Origin of the sequence: Kitasatospora sp. NPDC093550, assembly GCF_044764985.1 — a bacterium.
In the GTDB taxonomy this organism is placed as follows: Bacteria; Actinomycetota; Actinomycetes; order Streptomycetales; family Streptomycetaceae; genus Kitasatospora.
The window spans coordinates 1-17,272 of sequence record NZ_JBIWJF010000013.1 but is presented as its reverse complement, the minus strand read 5'-3'; the positions used below and the strand labels follow the sequence as shown (position 1 = coordinate 17,272).

General features: G+C 71.3%; 19 protein-coding genes and 1 riboswitch. Of the genes, 4 read left to right on the top strand and 15 right to left on the bottom strand.

Features of this window, described 5'->3' with window-relative positions; genetic code table 11:
• Positions 1-165 precede the first annotated feature (165 nt).
• Together ACIRD3_RS21505 and ACIRD3_RS21500 are read right to left on the bottom strand one after the other, a co-directional pair.
• Positions 166-417, bottom strand: a complete 252-nt coding sequence (locus tag ACIRD3_RS21505) for a WhiB family transcriptional regulator (protein ID WP_014138019.1) — start codon at positions 415-417, stop codon at positions 166-168.
• Positions 418-782: 365 nt separating this feature from the next.
• The gene (locus tag ACIRD3_RS21500; RefSeq protein ID WP_402218916.1) at positions 783-1,754 is read right to left on the bottom strand and encodes a diacylglycerol/lipid kinase family protein; all 972 of its coding nucleotides are present in this window, start codon (positions 1,752-1,754) and stop codon (positions 783-785) included.
• Between the two features lie 50 nt (positions 1,755-1,804).
• Between ACIRD3_RS21500 and ACIRD3_RS21495 the strand changes: the two genes are divergently transcribed.
• On the top strand, positions 1,805-2,233 hold the full coding sequence (locus tag ACIRD3_RS21495) for a hypothetical protein (RefSeq protein ID WP_402218913.1): 429 nt from the start codon (positions 1,805-1,807) through the stop codon (positions 2,231-2,233).
• Between the two features lie 104 nt (positions 2,234-2,337).
• Here the strand turns inward: ACIRD3_RS21495 and ACIRD3_RS21490 are convergent, their stop codons facing one another.
• The 8 genes from ACIRD3_RS21490 to sodN all read right to left on the bottom strand — a co-directional run bounded on the left by ACIRD3_RS21490 (position 2,338) and on the right by sodN (position 8,887).
• Entirely contained in the window at positions 2,338-3,345 is a 1,008-nt protein-coding gene (locus ACIRD3_RS21490; RefSeq protein WP_402218910.1) for an RNA polymerase sigma factor SigF, read from the bottom strand.
• A 184-nt stretch (positions 3,346-3,529) separates the two neighbouring features.
• Positions 3,530-3,940, bottom strand: coding sequence for an anti-sigma regulatory factor (locus tag ACIRD3_RS21485; protein ID WP_402218908.1), 411 nt, complete (start codon positions 3,938-3,940; stop codon positions 3,530-3,532).
• 241 nt (positions 3,941-4,181) lie between these two features.
• Entirely contained in the window at positions 4,182-4,658 is a 477-nt protein-coding gene (locus ACIRD3_RS21480; RefSeq protein ID WP_402218905.1) for a GNAT family N-acetyltransferase, read from the bottom strand.
• Positions 4,659-4,668: 10 nt separating this feature from the next.
• Positions 4,669-5,052, bottom strand: a complete 384-nt coding sequence (locus ACIRD3_RS21475; protein ID WP_402218902.1) for a nuclear transport factor 2 family protein — start codon at positions 5,050-5,052, stop codon at positions 4,669-4,671.
• 103 nt (positions 5,053-5,155) lie between these two features.
• Positions 5,156-6,148, bottom strand: a complete 993-nt coding sequence (locus ACIRD3_RS21470) for an ABC transporter substrate-binding protein (protein ID WP_402218899.1) — start codon at positions 6,146-6,148, stop codon at positions 5,156-5,158.
• 50 nt (positions 6,149-6,198) lie between these two features.
• Positions 6,199-7,062, bottom strand: coding sequence for an ABC transporter ATP-binding protein (locus ACIRD3_RS21465; RefSeq protein ID WP_402219400.1), 864 nt, complete (start codon positions 7,060-7,062; stop codon positions 6,199-6,201).
• A gap of 5 nt (positions 7,063-7,067) precedes the next feature.
• The gene (locus ACIRD3_RS21460) at positions 7,068-8,162 is read right to left on the bottom strand and encodes a FecCD family ABC transporter permease (RefSeq protein WP_402218897.1); all 1,095 of its coding nucleotides are present in this window, start codon (positions 8,160-8,162) and stop codon (positions 7,068-7,070) included.
• A 113-nt stretch (positions 8,163-8,275) separates the two neighbouring features.
• Positions 8,276-8,363: riboswitch (cobalamin riboswitch) on the bottom strand.
• A gap of 128 nt (positions 8,364-8,491) precedes the next feature.
• A complete protein-coding gene (gene sodN / locus ACIRD3_RS21455) occupies positions 8,492-8,887 on the bottom strand; it encodes a superoxide dismutase, Ni (RefSeq protein ID WP_045699892.1) in 396 nt (131 codons plus the stop codon).
• 176 nt (positions 8,888-9,063) lie between these two features.
• Here sodN and sodX point away from each other — a divergent pair, with 176 nt between their 5' ends.
• Positions 9,064-9,501: a nickel-type superoxide dismutase maturation protease gene (gene sodX / locus ACIRD3_RS21450; protein WP_402218894.1), complete on the top strand. Its 438-nt coding sequence runs from the start codon at positions 9,064-9,066 to the stop codon at positions 9,499-9,501.
• Between the two features lie 4 nt (positions 9,502-9,505).
• Here the strand turns inward: sodX and ACIRD3_RS21445 are convergent, their stop codons facing one another.
• The 5 genes from ACIRD3_RS21445 to ACIRD3_RS21425 form a co-directional block, all read right to left on the bottom strand.
• Positions 9,506-10,093: a CGNR zinc finger domain-containing protein gene (locus ACIRD3_RS21445; RefSeq protein ID WP_402218891.1), complete on the bottom strand. Its 588-nt coding sequence runs from the start codon at positions 10,091-10,093 to the stop codon at positions 9,506-9,508.
• Between the two features lie 126 nt (positions 10,094-10,219).
• A complete protein-coding gene (locus ACIRD3_RS21440; RefSeq protein WP_402218889.1) occupies positions 10,220-11,023 on the bottom strand; it encodes an amino acid ABC transporter ATP-binding protein in 804 nt (267 codons plus the stop codon).
• Positions 11,020-11,997 (bottom strand): amino acid ABC transporter permease, encoded by a 978-nt coding sequence (locus ACIRD3_RS21435; RefSeq protein ID WP_402218887.1) that lies wholly within the window; start codon positions 11,995-11,997, stop codon positions 11,020-11,022. The genes ACIRD3_RS21440 and ACIRD3_RS21435 overlap by 4 nt, the downstream gene beginning before the upstream one ends.
• Before the next feature lie 37 nt (positions 11,998-12,034).
• Positions 12,035-12,964: an ABC transporter substrate-binding protein gene (locus tag ACIRD3_RS21430; RefSeq protein WP_402218884.1), complete on the bottom strand. Its 930-nt coding sequence runs from the start codon at positions 12,962-12,964 to the stop codon at positions 12,035-12,037.
• Between the two features lie 411 nt (positions 12,965-13,375).
• Entirely contained in the window at positions 13,376-14,302 is a 927-nt protein-coding gene (locus ACIRD3_RS21425) for an ABC transporter substrate-binding protein (protein ID WP_402218881.1), read from the bottom strand.
• Positions 14,303-14,884: 582 nt separating this feature from the next.
• Between ACIRD3_RS21425 and ACIRD3_RS21420 the strand changes: the two genes are divergently transcribed.
• Both ACIRD3_RS21420 and ACIRD3_RS21415 read left to right on the top strand, forming a co-directional pair.
• On the top strand, positions 14,885-16,078 hold the full coding sequence (locus ACIRD3_RS21420) for an NADP-dependent malic enzyme (RefSeq protein ID WP_402218878.1): 1,194 nt from the start codon (positions 14,885-14,887) through the stop codon (positions 16,076-16,078).
• A gap of 139 nt (positions 16,079-16,217) precedes the next feature.
• Positions 16,218-17,180: a zinc-binding dehydrogenase gene (locus tag ACIRD3_RS21415; RefSeq protein WP_402218875.1), complete on the top strand. Its 963-nt coding sequence runs from the start codon at positions 16,218-16,220 to the stop codon at positions 17,178-17,180.
• Positions 17,181-17,272 lie beyond the last annotated feature (92 nt).

The following is a 17,272-nucleotide window of genomic DNA, read 5'->3' as shown; positions in this document are numbered from 1 at the left end:
GCTCTAAGTGAACAGTATCAAGTGGCTGGACGGGTGCGGTGTCGCGGGACCGAGTCGAGCAAGGTCCTTTGTGCGGAAGGCTTCACCAGGAAGAGCAGGGAAGCCTTTGATCATGTGTTGATCGGTACTGCGGTCACTGCTGGTGCTACGCCGTGTGATCAGCGATCAGGCGGTGCGGGCGCGGTTGCGGGCGGCACGGCGCTTCATCGCGCGACGCTCGTCCTCGCTCATGCCGCCCCAGACGCCGGCGTCCTGGCCGGTCTCGAGGGCCCACTGGAGACACTGCTCCATGACCGGACAGCGGCGGCACACGGCCTTGGCTTCCTCGATCTGCAGCAGAGCAGGACCGGTGTTCCCGATCGGGAAGAACAGCTCCGGGTCCTCTTCGCGGCAGACAGCGCGGTGGCGCCAGTCCATGGTCGTCCAACTCCTCCTGCCGACGGGGGTGGCCCGGCAGCATAATCGATGGCTTTGTGAATGTGAACGCTTTCACGAATCCCGCAACAGCAAAAGAGACCAAAGGCCCACCGGGCCCGGGTGGTCTGCGCTAGGGGGGATTCGGCGATTCGAGGGACACTCCGCGGTCGGCGCTCCGTGGTTCCGGAGGCCGTCGCTGCGACGTGTCCCGATCGCCATGTAGAGGTTCGCAAACCTCGGGCTCGGATACAACCCCCTTCGGGGAGGAATTTTTGATTCTTCGGTGTCGCCTAGCTCACAGCCAGTACTTCTATGGAGTGAAGGGGGCTTGTGCGTTCGAGAAGAAGGGCGAAGCCCACTTCCGGTCACACAATCACACGCAGTGCCCGCCGAACGCCTGTGAAACTGACGCGACTCCTGTCTCCAAGATGGTCGCCGTCGACCTGGAACGGGGCCGGTTCCTCTGAAACCAAGGTGAAGTGTCTGACGTCGTGATAGGAGACGACGTGCTTCCCGGACGGCCCGGCCGGCGGTGCGCCGTCGCTCGAAGGCGTGTGCGACCGCAGGATCTGACGGATCGTTCGAGCCGTACCGAACGCCGTCATCCGGGTGATGCCGAAGACGTCCAGATCCGTGTCGAAGGAGGCGAGCGGCGAGGGATAGACCGGACGGTTGCCGAGGAACGTCCACGGCGAGGTGTTGCTGACTATCGACAGCACCAGCCCCGGCACGGCCTCCCGGCCAGGCAGCTCTAGGGAGACCGGGCCCGAACGGCGCTGCTCACGCTGGGTGAAGTAGTGCCGGATCGCCTGCTTCACGTAGAGCGCGTGGGTCGACTTGCGTCCGGCCCGGCGCTGCTCCTCGACCCGGCCGACCACCCCGGCGTCGAAGCCGAGGCCGGCGGTGAAGGTGAACCAGCGGTCCGGCAGCCCGTCGGTCATCGCCTTGCCCAGCCCGATCGGGCGCTCCTGCTTGTGCTCCAGGGCGTGCAGCAGGGCGCCGGTGGCCTCCACCGGGTCGTTGGGCAGCCCCAGGGCGCGGGCGAACACATTGGTCGAACCGCCCGGCACCACGGCCAGTCGCGGGACCCGTTCGCCCGGGCCGTGCGCCAGCAGCCCGTTCACCACCTCGTTGACGGTGCCGTCCCCGCCCAGTGCCACCACCAGGTCGACCGAGCCGTCCTCCGTCGCCTCGCGGGCCAGGTCGCGCGCGTGGCCGCGGTACTGCGTCTCGGCCACGTCCAGCTTGAGGTCGCTGCGCAGCGCGTGGATCAGGACGTCCCTGGTCCGGCCACTGGTGGTGGTGGCCTTGTGGTTCACGACCAGGAGAGCGCGCATGGGGAAAGCCTACGGGGCGGTACGGACCAACCGGCGGCTACCCTGCTGGAGTGACCGCAGAAACCTCCGCTCCCGTGCCCGCGGCCGGCGCCGGCCGTCCGGCGTCCCTGACCCTGGGCGCCGCCATCACCGCCCTGGAAGGCGCCGCGCTGGCCGTCGTCGGCGTCTGGGACATGGTGGCCGCGCTGTCCGGCCAGTCCAAGCAGCTGGCCCTGAACGAGTTCGGCGGCGTGGTCATCGTGCTGCTCGGCGTGCTGCCGGTGCTGGCCGCCCGCGCGCTGCTCAAGGAGCGCCGCTGGGGCCGCAGCCCGGCGGTGCTGACCAACTCGATCTGCCTGCCGGTGGCCTACTACATGATCGAGAGCGGCGGCGCGATGATCGGCGTCGGCGTGCTGGTCGGCCTGCTCGGACTGGTGGGCATCGGCTCGCTGCTGAACCCGAAGTCGACGGCGGCCCTGTACGCCCCGTCCGAGGGCTGAGAGCCCGAGGACCGGGGGCCCGCGGACCGAGGGGCCGGGGCGGGGCGTACAGGGCCGCCGGGTGACCGTACGGCCGCGCAGCCGGAGCTGAGCGGCCGTCAGTCCTACTCCTCCACCAGGAGCTTCTCCCGCAGCTGGGCCAGCGTCCGGGCGAGGAGCCGGGACACGTGCATCTGGGAGATCCCCACCTCGGCGGCGATCTGCGACTGGGTCATGTTCCGGAAGAACCGCAGCACCAGGATCTTCTGCTCCCGGGGCGGCAGTTGGGCCAGCAGCGGCTTGAGCGACTCGCGGTACTCGACGCCCTCCAGGGCCTCGTCGGTGGCGCCCAGGGTGTCCGCGACGGCCGGCGACTCGTCGTCGCTGTCCGGCACGTCCAGGGACAGCGTGGAGTACGCGTTGGCGGACTCCAGGCCCTCCAGGACGTCCTCCTCGGAGATCCCCAGGTGCTCGGCCAGCTCGTGCACCGTGGGGGAGCGGCCGTGCCGCTGGGAGAGCTCGCTGGTCGCCGTGGTGAGCGACAGCCGCAGCTCCTGCAGCCGGCGCGGCACCCGGACCGCCCAGCCCTTGTCGCGGAAGTGCCGCTTGATCTCCCCGACGATGGTCGGCGTCGCGTAGGTGGAGAACTCGACCCCGCGCTCGTGGTCGAAGCGGTCCACCGACTTGATCAGACCGATGGTGGCGACCTGGGTGAGGTCGTCCAGCGGCTCGCCCCGGTTGCGGAAGCGCCGGGCCAGGTGCTCGACCAGCGGGATGTGCATCCGCACCAGCTGGTTGCGCAGTTCGACCCGCTCCGGCGAGCCCTCGGGCAGCGCCGACAGCCGGACGAACAGCGCGCGGGCGGCCTCCCGGTCCGGGGCGCCGCTGCGGTGCGCGCCCTGGGCGGGCACGGCGCCGTGCAGCTCGGCCTCGGCCGTCTCCTCCGCCCGGTCCGCCGGGGCCGGCGGGGGTGCGGAGTCGGGCGTCGGCTCGGACGTCGGCTCGGTCGGGTGGCTCATCCGGTGGGCGTCCTTCGGGTGCGCTTCGTCGTTGGCGGCGAGGCCGGGAACGCTCGCCTGGGTCGGTACGGCAGGTCCCGCCGTCGCGAGGCCGGTACGGTCCAGATCACTCACGGCCATTCCCCCGTTCCGTTCCGGGAGCACCGGGGCCGGCGGCCCCGGAATCGTCTCGTTGGTCGTACCGCCCTGGGCGGTACCGGGAGCCGCCCGCCGGGCCCCGGACGGGGTGGCGGCGGACGGCTCTTGCGCGGGTGCTGCTCGGTGCTGCGCGGTCGGCGCGGTGCGGTTCGGCGCCCGGCTAGTGGGCGGCGGACCCGCCGCGCTTCTTGTGCAGGCTGATCGACACGGTGTTGTCCTCGTCGACCGAGGAGTCCACCTCGCCGGCCAGCGCGGAGAGTACGGTCCAGGCGAAGGTGTCCCGCTCGGGGGCCTTGCCGTCGGTGGTCGGGGCGGCCACGGTGACCTTCAACGAGTCGCCGACCAGCCGGAACTCACAGGACAGGACGGAGCCGGGCACCGCCTGCTGGAGCAGGATGGCGCAGGCCTCGTCGACCGCGATCCGCAGGTCCTCGATCTCGTCGAGGGTGAAGTCCAGCCGGGCCGCGAGCCCGGCCGTCGCTGTTCGAAGCACGGAGAGGTAGGCCCCCGCCGCGGGGAGCCGGACCTCCACGAAATCCTGAACACCGAGATCGCCGTCGATCTGGGACACCCTTGCCTCCTGGGTGACGCGCTGTGCTTGCTTGGTACCCCGCTTGTTACCCCTGCTTGCCGCCCCTCAAAGGGGGGACGTTGCCGCCCCTTCGCAGGGGCGCCGCCGTCACCCCTCGAAGAGGGCCCGAGTCTGCGGGTCCGCCATCGCGCTGCCCTACCGCACCCCGGTTCGGGAGTCACTCATGGTAAGGCATTGCGACGCAGGGTGGCAGACCCTTTTCCGGACTCCTCCGGTCCGCTCAGCGGCGGCCGGCGGCGGCGAGCGCCTCGTCGGTGAGCCGGTAGACGGTCCACTCGTCCATCGGCACCGCGCCGATCGACTTGTAGAAGTCGATCGAGGGCTGGTTCCAGTCCAGCACCGACCACTCGACCCGGGAGTAGCCCCGCTCGACGGCGATCCGGGCGAGCTCCAGGAGCAGCGCCTTGCCGTGGCCGCCGCCGCGGGCCTCCGGGCGGACGTACAGGTCCTCCAGGTAGATCCCGTGGGTGCCGCGCCAGGTCGAGAAGTTGCGGAACCAGAGGGCGAAGCCGACCGGCTCGCCGGTGGTCCCGTCCTCCGCGATCAACCCGAACACCGCGGGGTCGGCCCCGAACAGCGCCTGGTGCAGCTGCTCCTCGGTGGCCACCGCCTCGTGCGCGGCCTTCTCGTACTCGGCGAGCTCGCGGATCATGGCGTGGATGACGGGGACGTCGGTGGCGACGGCGGTGCGGATCATGCCTGCGAGCCTACTGCTCGGGCCCCGTCTCGTCCCAGGCCTGGATCGAGGTCTGGTCGACGATCCGCCCGTCCCGCAGGTCGGCCATCGAGGCCATCAGCACCCGGACGCCGTCCGGATAGCGGCAGGACTCCATGAACGCGACGTGGTCTCCCTGGACGACCACCTGTTCCAGCTTGTGGGTCATCTCGCGGCCGTAGATGTCGCTCAGCATGGCGCCGATCTCCTCCCGCCCGTGCATCACCAGGGGGTGGCTGGGCTGGGTCTTGCGGTCGACCATGCGCAGTTCGGCGTCCTCCGCGTAGAGCGTCAGGAGGGCCTCGGCGTCGCAGCGCTCGATGCCCTCGCGCAGGGCGCGGGTGTCGAAGGCGGCGGGGGCCGCCATGGTGGTCATGATCTCGCTCCTCCGGTCGGGGTCCGTCGGCTCGTACCTTGAGCGTACGCCCGGCGACCGGAGGAGCCGCCCCGGCCGGGGCCGGGGCCGGGCCAGGGCCGGGTCAGGGGGCCGGGACGGTGCGCAGGTAGTCGGCGAGCGCGCCGATCGCGGCCGGGTTGCGGGGGCTCTCCACCAGGTCGACGTAGTCCAGGACGAAGATCCGGCCGTTCTTCACCGCGGACACGTTCGCCAGCGGCGGGAAGGACGTGAGGAACCTCCGCTTCTCCTCGGCGCCGGGGGTCGCGTAGTCGTTGATCACGATGACCTCGGGGTTCCGCTCCACCACGCTCTCCCAGCCGGCGGTGACCCAGGTGTCGGCGAGGTCGCCCATGATGTTGGTCCCGCCGGCCTTGGCGATGATCTGGTGGGCGGCGGCGAACCTCCCCGCGGTGTAGGGCTTGTCCTGCCCGCTGTCGTACAGGAAGACGGACGGGCGGCGCGCGGGCTCGGGGACGTCGGCGATCCGCGCCCTGGAGTCGGCGATCAGCTTGTCGGCGCGGTCCTTGACGTCGAAGATCTCGCCGAGGTTGGCCAGGTCGGTGTAGAGCGCGTCCAGCGGGTCCATCACCCCGCGCTCGGTGCCCTTGCCGCTGCGGCAGGACTCGCTGAGCACGTACGAGTCGATGCCGAGCGCCTTGAAAGCCTGCGGGGTGACGCCGGTGCCCTCGACGAAGCCGTAGTGCCAGCCGGCGAGGACCAGGTCGGCCCTGGCGTCCAGCGCGATCTCCTTGGTGAGCACCTTCTTGGAGAGCCACGCCGTCTGCTGGTAGCCGTCCTTCCAGGGCACCTGGTCGACCTTGCCCTTGTCGTCGGGCATGACGTACCCGGCCATCCGGTCGGCGAGGCCGAGGGAGAGCATCAGCTCGGTGATGTTGACGTCGTTGGTGACCACCCGGGCCGGCTTCTGGGCGAAGGTCAGCGGCTCGCCGCAGTTCGTCACGGTCACCGGGTAGTGGGCGGAGGCGGTGGCGGCGTCCTTCGGGGCGATCTCGGCGCCGCAGGCGGTGAGTCCGAGGGCGAGCAGGGCGGCGGGGACAACGGCCTTGGTGCGCACGGTGGTTCCTCCGGGGGTTCGGGCGGTCGGGCGGTCGGGGCTCGGGGAGCTCAACGGGGCGAGCGCTCGGGGGAGCGGTCGGGGCGGCGGTCCGGGGACCGGTCGAGGCGGTCGAACAGCAGCTGCGGGGCGCCGGTCTCCGGGTGCCGGACCGGGGTGGCCCGGACGCCGAACACCTCCGCCAGCAGGGCGGGCCGCAGCACCTCGGCGGGCGGCCCGGAGGCGACGACCCGGCCGGCCCGCAGCACGTACAGCAGGTCGCAGTGGCTCGCCGCCAGGTTGAGGTCGTGCAGCGCGGTGAGCACCGTCGGCCCGGCCTCGCGGGCCAGCGCCAGGACCTCCAACTGGTGGGCGATGTCGAGGTGGTTGGTGGGTTCGTCGAGTACCAGCAGGCGCGGCTCCTGGACCAGCGCGCGGGCGAACAGCACCCGCTGCTTCTCGCCCCCGGACAGGCTCAGGAAGCCCCGTTCGGCGAGGTGCCCGGCCCGGACCCTGCGCAGCGCCTCCGCGCAGCGCTCGCGGTCCCCCGCGGTCGGGGCGCCGAGGCCGCGCCGGTGCGGCAGCCGGCCCATCGCGACCACCTCGGCGACCGTGAAGTCGAACTCGGCGGAGTGCTCCTGGGTCAGCGCGGCCACCCGCCGGGCCGATTCGCGCGCGGTGAGCGCGTGCAGGTCGTCGCCGTCCAGCCGGACGGCCCCGCCGGCCGGCTTGAGCACCCGGTAGACGCAGCGCAGCAGGGTCGACTTGCCGCTGCCGTTCGGTCCGACCAGTCCGACCACCTGCCCGGCGGCGGCCGCCAGGTCCACCTCGTGGACCAGCCGGGTGCCGGCCAGCTCCACCGAGACGGCGTCGACGTCGAGGTCCTGGGCCGCGGCCGGCTCCGGCCGGTCGGGCGGGCCGGTCAGGGCGGTCAAAGCGGTCACCGGGCGCCTCCGAAGGCCTGGCCGCGACGGCGCATCATCAGCAGGAAGGCGGGCACGCCGAGTACGGCGGTGAACACCCCGACGGGCAGTTCGGCGGGCGCCAGCAGGGTGCGGGAGGCGATGTCCACCCAGACCAGCAGCAGGGCCCCGGCGAGCGGTGCGACCAGCAGCACCCGGCGGTGCCCGGCGCCGACCAGCATCCGCGCCAGGTGCGGCACCAGCAGTCCGACGAATCCGATCGCCCCGCTGACCGCGACCACCGTGCCGGTGACGGCGGCGGTCACCACGAACAGCTCGCGGCGCAGCCGGTCCGGGTCCACGCCGAGCGAGGCGGAGGTCTCGTCGCCCATCGCGAGCGCGTCCAACCGCCCGGCGGCGCAGGCCAGGTAGGCCAGACCGGCCAGGACGGTGGCGGTCGCGATCGGCACCGAGCCCCAGGTGGCGCCGCCCAGGCTGCCGAGCAGCCACATCATGGCGTCCCGGGCGGCCTCGCCGCGGTCGGCGGCGAAGACCATCAGGGTGGTGGCGGCGGAGAAGCCGTACGAGAGGGCGGTGCCGGTGAGCACCAGCCGCAGCGGGGTGAGCCCGTACGCGGTGCGGGCGGCGAGGTAGACCAGGACCATCGCGACCAGCGCGGAGCCGAAGGCGGAGACGGAGATCGCCCAGACCCCGAGCGAGGCGAAGGCGCCGAACAGCAGGACGGCGTTGGCGCCGACGGCCGCGCCCGAGGAGATGCCGAGCACGAAGGGGTCGGCGAGCGCGTTGCGCACCAGCGCCTGGACGGCGACCCCGGTGGCGGCCAGTCCGGCGCCGACCACGGCGGCCAGCACGGTGCGGGGCAGCCGGATCTCCCAGACGATGGCGTACGCGGCCGCCTCGCCCGCGTCCAGCCGACCGCCCGTCAGCCCGGCGCCCAGCAGCCGCAGCACGCGCGGGAGTCCGATCCCGGAGGAGCCGAGCGCGACCCCGCAGACCAGCGAGAGCAGCAGGGCGCCGGCGAGGCCGAGGGCGAGCGGGAGCGCGGGTACGCGCCGGTCGGGCGGGCCGACCGCGCGGTCGACGGGTGCGCCTTGCAGGGGTGCGCGGTTCACGGGTGCGCCTTGCCTCGGGCCGCGGGTGCGCCGGGGCGGGCGCCGGTCGCGGGCGTGCCGGGGCGCCGTTCCCCTCGCAGTCCGCGGCGAGTCGTCGGGAGGTCAGCGGCCGAGGGCGATCGGGCTGGCGCGGCCGTACGGCGGGTACGGGCCGCGCTCACCGTTGCGGGTCAGCGCCGGATTCGCACCGGACTTCCCCCTCGGACGCCCTGGCAGCATAACAGGCACTCAGGGCAAGCGACCCTTACCTGAGTCGAGCGGGACGTGAACGCACGACCGCCCCCGTCCGGCGGCGCGGACGGGGGCGGTCGACTGGCGAGTCGTCAGGCTCAGGCCTGCTTGGTCTCCCAGAAGATCTTGTCGACCTCGGCGATCAGGTCCAGCAGGGCCTGGCCGGTGGCCGGGTCGGTGGACGCCTTGGCGGCCGAGGCGGCCTTCAGGGTGTCGTTGATCAGCTGGTGCAGCTGCGGGTACTTCTCGAAGTGCGGGGCCTTGAAGTAGTCGCTCCACAGCACCGAGATGTGGTGCTTGACGGCCTCGGCGCGCTGCTCCTTGATGATGATGGCGCGGGCGCGGAAGTGCGGGTCCTCGTTGGCCTGGTACTTCTCCTGGGTGGCCTTGACCGACTCGGCCTCGAGCTTGGCCTGCGCCGGGTCGTACACGCCGCAGGGCAGGTCACAGTGGGCGTGGGCGGTGGCGCGCGGTGCAAACAGACGAGAGAACATGGGAGTCCTTCCTTAGATCGTCTTCCCGCGCCCGAGATTACCCTTCCGGCCCCGCGGTTTCGCGATCGGGCGGTGGGCCTAGGGCAAAAGACGGACCCGGAACCGGGGTAATCCGGACATCAGAGAGGTGACGGTCCGTACGGCAGACTGGGGGCGGACGTGCGGGAGGAGGAGTCGTGGCGCGGAGCACGGAACCGGGGGGCCGGGGCGGCGTGCTGCCCTTCGGCCTGGTCGACGTGGCGGGCCCGTCGATGGTCCCGACCCTGCGCGAGGGCGACCGGCTGCTGGTCCGCTACGGCGCGCCGATCCGGCCGGGCGCGGTGGTGCTCTTCCGGCACCCCTTCCAGCAGGACCTGCTGGTGGTGAAGCGGGCCACCGCGCGCCGGGCGGCGGGCTGGTGGCTGCTCTCCGACAACCGTCCGGTGGACAGCGACAGCCGCAGCTACGGCGCCGTCCCGGACGAGCTGGTGCTCGGCCGGGTGCTGCTGCGGCTGCGCCCGCGCCCGGCCTGGCTGGCGCCGGGCCGCCGGCTGGAGCGGCTGCTGCTCGCCCCCCGGCTGGCCCGGCTGCCGGGCCTGGCCCGCCGCCTCGGCGTCTGGGTGGAGGAGCTCTGACCGCCTACGCGCCGCCGCCCAGCGCGGCCTCGGCCTCCTGGCGCTTGCGGGCCCGGTAGGCGGCGACGTTGGCGCGGGTCGCGCAACGGTCCGAGCAGTAGCGGCGGGAGCGGTTGGTCGAGGTGTCCAGGTAGGCGTTGCGGCAGGGCGCGGCCTGGCAGATGCCCAGCCGGTCGGCGCCCAGCTCGGTCAGGTGCACGGCCAGGCCCATGCAGGCGACCGCGCTGAAGTGGGCGGTGGCGGTCGGCGAGTTGTCGGCCAGGTGCAGGTGCCAGCGCGGGCGTCCGGCGTCGTCCAGGTAGTCATGGCCGGAGATCAGCGGGCTGACGGGGTACTCCATCAGCAGGCTGTTCAGCAGGTCGACGCCCCGGACCTCGTCCCCTTCGGCGGCGGCCTCGAAGACTCCGCGCAGCCGGGTCCGCACCGCGCGCAGCCTCGGCAGGTCGGACTCCTCGGCGAGCGCGGCGGCCCGCGAGGAGTCGGAGAACAGGGCGCGCACCGCGTCCACGGAGGTCAGCGTGTCGGTGCCGCGCTCGGGCTCCTCGGTGTTCACCAGCCGAACGGCGAGATCGGCGTACGAGGCGAGCTCCACGACGGTCCTTCCAGAAGATCGGTAACGGGCTGACTGCTTCCAGCCTATTACCCGAGCGGGGCTCCAACGATTCGTACGGCCACCGGCGCCCGGCAGGAGCTGCCTGCCGGGCGCCGAGGTCGGGGTTCAGAGCACCTTGGAGAGGAAGGCCCTGGTGCGTTCGTGCTGCGGGTCGGTGAGGACCTCCCGGGGGTTGCCGGACTCCACCACCACGCCGCCGTCCATGAACACCAGCGCGTCGCCGACCTCGCGGGCGAAGCCCATCTCGTGGGTGACGACCACCATGGTCATGCCCTCCTCGGCGAGGCCGCGCATGACGTCGAGGACGTCGCCGACCAGCTCCGGGTCGAGCGCCGAGGTGGGCTCGTCGAAGAGCATCAGCTTGGGCTTCATGGCCAGCGCGCGGGCGATCGCGACGCGCTGCTGCTGGCCGCCGGAGAGCTGGGAGGGGTAGTTCTTCGCCTTGTCGGAGAGGCCGACCCGCTCCAGCAGGGCCATTGCGCGCTCGCGGGCGTCGGCCTTGCTCTCGCCCTTGACCTGGACCGGCGCCTCCATGACGTTCTCTATGGCGGTCATGTGCGGGAACAGGTTGAAGCGCTGGAAGACCATGCCGATGTCGCGCCGCTTGAGGGCGACCTCGCGGTCCTTGAGCTCGTGGAGCTTGTCGCCCTTCTGCCGGTAGCCGACCAGCTCGCCGTCCACCCAGAGCCGGCCGCCGTTGATCTTCTCCAGGTGGTTGATGCACCGCAGGAAGGTCGACTTGCCGGAGCCGGACGGGCCGATCAGGCAGAACACCTCGCCCTGCTTGACCTCCAGGTCGATGCCCTTGAGCACCTCGACCAGGCCGTAGGACTTGTGCACGTTCTCGGCGCGGACCATGGGCTCGGCGGCCGCGGCGGCGTCGGCGGGGGTCTTGGTCAGATCGGTCATACGTGACCACCTCCCTCGAGCCCCGGGACGACGTCGGCGTCCGTCTTCGGGGCGGGCTTCCCGGCGAACAGGCCCCGCAGTCGCTGCAGCGGGGTGGGCGGGAGGGTGCGGTTGGAGCCTCGGGCGTAGTGGCGCTCGATGTAGTACTGGCCGATGGTCAGCACGGAGGTGAAGAACAGGTACCAGAGGCTGACCACGATCAGCAGCGGAATGTTCTGGTAGTTCCGAGAGTAGATGACCTGGCCGGCCCGGAAGATCTCCTCCAGGGAGATCACGGAGACCAGCGAGGTGGTCTTGAGCATCGAGATGGTCTCGTTGCCGGTCGGCGGGATGATCACCCGCATGGCCTGCGGCAGGATGATCCGCCGCATGGTCTGGAACCGGCTCATGCCGAGCGCGTGCGCGGCCTCGGTCTGGCCCTCGTCCACCGACTGGATGCCGCCGCGGACGATCTCCGCCATGTAGGCGGCCTCGTTGAGGCCGAGGCCCAGCAGGGCGGCGACGAAGGTCGGGATCAGGACGTTGGTCCGCTCGGACCAGAACTCCGGGCCCCACGGGACGCCGATCGACAGCTTGGCCCAGATCAGGCCGAGGAAGTTCCAGAACACCAGCTGCACCAGCACCGGGGTGCCGCGGAAGACCCAGATGTAGACCCAGGCCGTGCCGGCCAGCAGCGGGTTCGGGGACAGGCGCATCACCGCGAGGATGATGCCGCCGACCACACCCATGAGCATGGAGAGCGCGGTCAGCTCCAGCGTCACGAGCATGCCGTGCACGATGCTGTCGTGGAACAGGTACTGACCGACGATGTCCCACTTGAAGGCGGGGTTGGTGAAGAGGGCGCTCAGCAGCATCGCCGCGAGCAGGGCGATGACGACGGCGCCCGCCCAGCGTCCGGGGTGGCGGACCGGGACGGCCTTGATGGTCTCAGGCCGTCCCTGCTGTCCCGCCGTCCCCTTGTCCAGAGAATTCACGGTGTGGCCTCGGGGGAGAGATGAAGCGTACGAGGGGTCAGCTGACGGCGCCGTTGACGGTGGACTTGTCGATCGCGCCGGCCTCGACGCCCCACTTGGTGAGGATCTGCTTGTAGGTGCCGTCGTCGATCAGCGACTGGACGGCGCCCTGGATCGCCGGGGTGAGCTGGGAGCCCTTGGCCAGGGCGACGCCGTAGGGGGCCACGCCGTAGGTCTCGCCGAGCTTCTCCAGCTGGCCGCCGGACTGCTTGATCGCGTAGTCGACGACCTGCGAGTCGGCCATCATGGCCTGGTCGCGCCCGGAGACCACGGCGTTGGTGACGTCCGTCTGCAGGTCGAACTTGTCGCCGTCGTTCTGGACGCCCGGCTTGCCGGCCTTGGCGCAGTCCGGGTTGCGGGTGTCCTTGATCTCGTCGGCCTGGGTGGTGCCGGTCTGGACGGCGACCTTCTTGCCGCAGAGGTCCTTCGGGTCGATCTTCTCCGGGTTGCCCTTCTTCACGGCGATGGCGCTGCCGGAGTTGAAGTAGGTGACCATGTCGACGATCTGCTCGCGCTCCTTGTTGTCCGTGAAGGACGACATGCCGAGCTGGAACTTGTTCGACTGGATGCCCGGAATGATCGCGGTGAAGCCGGAGTCCTGGACCTCGACCTTCAGGCCGAGCTTGGCGCCGATGGCGTTGGCCAGGTCGACGTCCATGCCGATGATCTTGCCGCTGTCGTCCTTGAACTCGTCCGGCGCGTACGAGGCGTCCGCGCCCACCACGAGCTTCCCGGCCGACTTGATGTCGGCCGGGACGAGGGCGACCAGCTTGTCGTCGGCCTTGACCTCGTTGACGGTCGCGGAGGCGTTGGGGGCACCGCCGCCCTCGCTGCTCTTGCTGCTGCTGCAGCCGGTCAGGACGAGGGAGACGGAGGCGGCGACCACGCCGGCCGCGTAGAACCGGTTGAGCTTGGTACGGGCGGTCATGAGGGGGAACTCCTCCTGGGAGAGAAGGTCGGGCGGACGCGCCGCGGGAGCGGCGCACCGGGGGTGCGAGCCGTACGACGCCGTACGGGTGCGCGTCGTACGTCGTCGTACGTCAAGCCGGGTTCTGCAGTGCCTGGACGCTGGGACCGCCCAGGGTTGTGCGAGGTACTGCTTCCGCCACCCTCCGCCGAGGTGGACGTTGGCCGAACCGCCTCGACCAGTGGTCGGCATCGATCCGAGATGGGGGGAATCCTGCCATCTGATGACGGTCAGGTGGCCCTGATCCAGATCAAAATCGGATAACGAGGGCTCGCACCGTCCGCTATTCGGACTCTTCCCGGGCCCCTGTCACCCTCCGCATAAGTATGCAGATCCCTCTGTGCTCAGCCCGGAGGCCCGCCGCCCGCCCGCTCAGATGCCCCCGTTGACCACCGCGTTCTGCGCCGCGCCGGCGCTGACGTTCCACTTGGCGAGGATCTTGTCGTACTCACCGCTGCGGATCAGCTGGTCGACCGCCTTGGTCACCGCGGCGCGCAGCTCGGTGTCGCCCTTGCGCACCGCGATCCCGTACGGGTTGGAGGTGGACTGCCCACCGGTCAGCTCGAAGCGGTTGCCGCCGTCGGTGGTCTTCGCCGCGTAGGCGGCCACCGGGAAGTCGTTCAGCCCGGCCGCCGCCGTGCCGGCGGCGACCTCGGCCAGCGCCTTGGCGTCGCTGTCCAGCTTGTGCGTGGTCAGCTGGCGCCCGGTGCGGGCGCAGACCGCCACCTGCCGGGTCACGATCTCGTCCTGGGTGGTGCCCTGCTGGAGCGCCACGGTCTTGCCGCAGAGGTCGTCCAGGGTCTTGATCCCCTTGGGGTTGCCCTTCGGGACGACGATCGAGGTGCCGGCGATGAAGTAGTCCACGAAGTCCACGCCGGGGTTGACCTGCTTGCCGTTCTCGTCCAGGCCGTCGCGGCGCTGGCGGATGTCGCTGATGGCCGACATCGCCAGGTCGTACTGCTTGCTCTGCAGGTTCGGTATCAGCTTGTCGAACGTGGTGTCCACGAACTCGATCCGCACGTCGAGGATCTTGCCCAGGGCGGCGGCGAGCTCCGGGTCGAGGCCGGCCGGCTTGCCGTCCGGGCCGCGGAACTCCACCGGTGCGTAGTTGACGTCCATGCCGATCTTGAGTACGCCGGCCGAGCGCTGGGCCTTCGGAAGCTTGTCGCGGACCTCCTTGACCGGGTCGCCGGCGGCGGCCGGCGTGTCGCTTCCGCAGCCGGTCAGCAGCAGGGCACCGGCGGTGGCCAGGACGGCGCCGGCCAGGAGCGGGCGGCGGGCGGGGAGGGGGTGAGGCATGAGGGCTGCTCCTGTGGGAGGGACGTGCGGTCGCCACGATGTCGCGGGGGTGTACGCCACATGGCGGACAAGCGATCCTGCCATCCCGGCCTGCCGGGCCCTGCGGCGGGTGTGTCAGAATGCCGTACCGGGTGACCCCCGGACGCTCGAACCAGACCGACGAGTCCTGACAGGCTCGGGGTGCTCGGGACCGGAAGTCCTCACGTGACTCCGTATCCGGAGCACCGAATCCCCCTCGCGTCTGCGTTCACTCCTGTGGGTGCGCGTGCGTTCTAGCCGTTGCCGCCGCCGGAGCCCGGCGCTTCCGAAGCCGGGCCCCAGGACGCGACAGCGCGGCGATGAACCGCACGTGACAAGGACGAAAAGGCATAGGTGCGATGCCTTTGTCCGACCTAGGCTCGGCCCGGTAGCACGACGCGGACAACACAAGACCCCATAAAACCCTCATCCGAGGGCGCCGCCCGACACAGCGCCCCGACCCCGACCCCGGGTCCGCTTCGGCGTACCCGGTTTCCGGTTTCCGGACGGGTCGCTCCGCCGTCGGTCGCGCGTCCTCGCCAGAACAATGACGAAGAGGTCATCGTGGCAGCGGAGATCATCAGCAGCACCCAGGACACCGACGATCCGGTCGACGCGGTTTTCGCGCTCCACCGCGGCGGCAAGATGGAGATCCGGGCGACCGTCCCGGTGCGCGACGCGGACGACCTGTCCCTCGCCTACACCCCCGGTGTCGCCCGGGTCTGCACGGCCATCGCCGAGCAGCCGGAGCTGGTCAACGACTACACCTGGAAGTCCAACACCGTCGCGGTGGTCACCGACGGCACCGCGGTGCTGGGCCTCGGCGACATCGGCCCGCAGGCCTCGCTGCCCGTGATGGAGGGCAAGGCCATCCTGTTCAAGCAGTTCGGCGGCGTGGACGCGGTGCCGATCGCGCTCGCCTGCACCGAGGTCGACGAGATCGTCGAGACCGTGGTCCGGCTGGCGCCCTCCTTCGGCGGCGTCAACCTGGAGGACATCTCCGCCCCCCGCTGCTTCGAGATCGAGCGCCGGCTCCAGGACGCCCTGGACATCCCGGTCTTCCACGACGACCAGCACGGCACCGCCGTCGTCACCACCGCCGCCCTGTGGAACGCGGCCGCCGTGACCGGTCGGGAGATCGGCTCGCTGCGGGCCGTCATCTCCGGCGCCGGCGCGGCCGGCATCGCCATCGCCAAGATGCTGGTGGCCGCCGGCATCGGCGACGTGGCGGTCTGCGACCGCAAGGGCGTGGTGTACGACGGCCGCGGCGACCTCACCGACGTCAAGGCCGAGATCGCCGCGCAGACCAACCGCTCCGGCCTCAAGGGCTCGCTGGCCGACGCGCTGGCCGGCGCCGACGTGTTCATCGGCGTCTCCGGCGGCACCGTGCCGGAGGAGGTCGTGGCGACCATGGCCGAGGGCGCGTTCATCTTCGCGATGGCCAACCCCAACCCGGAGATCCACCCCGAGGTCGCGCACAAGTACGCGGCCGTGGTGGCCACCGGCCGCAGCGACTTCCCGAACCAGATCAACAACGTGCTGGCCTTCCCGGGCATCTTCGCCGGTGCCCTGCAGGTCCGGGCCAGCCGGATCACCGAGGGCATGAAGCTGGCCGCCGCCAAGGCGCTGGCCGGCGTGGTCGCGGACGAGCTGACGCCGCAGAAGGTCATCCCCTCGCCGTTCGACGAGCGGGTCGCCCCGGCGGTCACCAAGGCCGTCGCCGAGGCCGCCCGGGCGGAGGGCGTGGCCAGGGGCTGAGGACCGCCCCGGCGGCCGTACCCGCCGATCCGCCGATCCGCCGATCCGACCGGACATCCGGCAAACGGGCCGAGGCCGGGACACGCGTCACATCCACGCGTGGTTCCCGGCCTCGGCCGTCGCCGCTATCGTCCGGATCATGTTTGCTGCCTACGCCGCACGTATCGATGCCGATGACCCGCTCAGCGGACTGGAGTTGGGCGAGCTCCCCGAGCCGCAGGCCCGCCCCGGGTGGAGCGTGGTCACGGTCAAGGCCGCCAGCCTCAACCACCACGACCTCTGGTCGTTGCGCGGGGTCGGCCTCCCGGCCGAGAAGCTGCCGATGATCCTCGGGTGCGACGCCGCCGGCGTCGACGAGGACGGCAACGAGGTGGTCATCCACTCGGTGATCGGCCAGACCGGCCACGGGGTGGGCCCGAACGAGCCGCGTTCCATCCTGACCGAGCGCTACCAGGGCACCTTCGCCCAGCAGGTCGCGGTGCCCACCTGGAACCTGCTGCCCAAGCCCGCGGAGCTGAGCTTCGAGGAGGCCGCCTGCCTGCCCACGGCCTGGCTGACGGCCTACCGGATGCTGTTCACCAACGCCGGGGTCAAGCCCGGTGACACCGTTCTGGTGCAGGGCGCGGGCGGCGGCGTGGCGACGGCGCTGATCGTCCTCGGCAAGGCGGCCGGCCTGCGGGTCTGGGTCACCGGCCGGGACGAGGCCAAGCGCCGTCGGGCGGTCGAGCTCGGTGCCGACGCGGCCTTCGAGAGCGGCGCCCGGCTGCCCGCGCGGGTCGACGCGGTGATGGAGACCGTCGGCGCCGCGACCTGGTCGCACTCGGTGAAGTCGCTGCGTCCGGGCGGCACCATCGTCATCTCGGGTGCCACCTCCGGCCCCAACCCGACCGCCACCGAGCTCAACCGGATCTTCTTCCTGGAGCTCAAGGTGGTCGGCTCGACCATGGGCACCAAGGAGGAGCTGGCCGGGCTGCTCGCGCTCTGCGCCAACACCGGTGTCCGCCCGGTGATCGACTCGGTGCTGCCGCTGAGCGAGGCCCGGGACGGCTTCGCCCGGCTCGCCAAGGGCGAGGTCTTCGGCAAGATCCTCCTCAACCCCTAGGGCCCGTCTTCAAAGGTCAGATCCAGAGGAGGATCGAGGCGATGGTGACGGCGGCCTGGTAGGACTCGCGGGTCTTGTCGTAGCGGGTGGCC

What these genes read in the sequence shown, in the direction of transcription:
- ACIRD3_RS21505 (WP_014138019.1), bottom strand. Translation starts at nt 417, where the DNA reads ATGGACTGGCGCCACCGCGCTGTCTGCCGCGAAGAGGACCCGGAGCTG.
- ACIRD3_RS21500 (WP_402218916.1), bottom strand. Translation starts at nt 1,754, where the DNA reads ATGCGCGCTCTCCTGGTCGTGAACCACAAGGCCACCACCACCAGTGGC.
- ACIRD3_RS21480 (WP_402218905.1), bottom strand. Translation starts at nt 4,658, where the DNA reads ATGATCCGCACCGCCGTCGCCACCGACGTCCCCGTCATCCACGCCATG.
- ACIRD3_RS21475 (WP_402218902.1), bottom strand. Translation starts at nt 5,052, where the DNA reads ATGACCACCATGGCGGCCCCCGCCGCCTTCGACACCCGCGCCCTGCGC.
- sodN (WP_045699892.1), bottom strand. Translation starts at nt 8,887, where the DNA reads ATGTTCTCTCGTCTGTTTGCACCGCGCGCCACCGCCCACGCCCACTGT.
- ACIRD3_RS21440 (WP_402218889.1), bottom strand. Translation starts at nt 11,023, where the DNA reads ATGACCGATCTGACCAAGACCCCCGCCGACGCCGCCGCGGCCGCCGAG.
- ACIRD3_RS21430 (WP_402218884.1), bottom strand. Translation starts at nt 12,964, where the DNA reads ATGACCGCCCGTACCAAGCTCAACCGGTTCTACGCGGCCGGCGTGGTC.
- ACIRD3_RS21425 (WP_402218881.1), bottom strand. Translation starts at nt 14,302, where the DNA reads ATGCCTCACCCCCTCCCCGCCCGCCGCCCGCTCCTGGCCGGCGCCGTC.
- ACIRD3_RS21415 (WP_402218875.1), top strand. Translation starts at nt 16,218, where the DNA reads ATGTTTGCTGCCTACGCCGCACGTATCGATGCCGATGACCCGCTCAGC.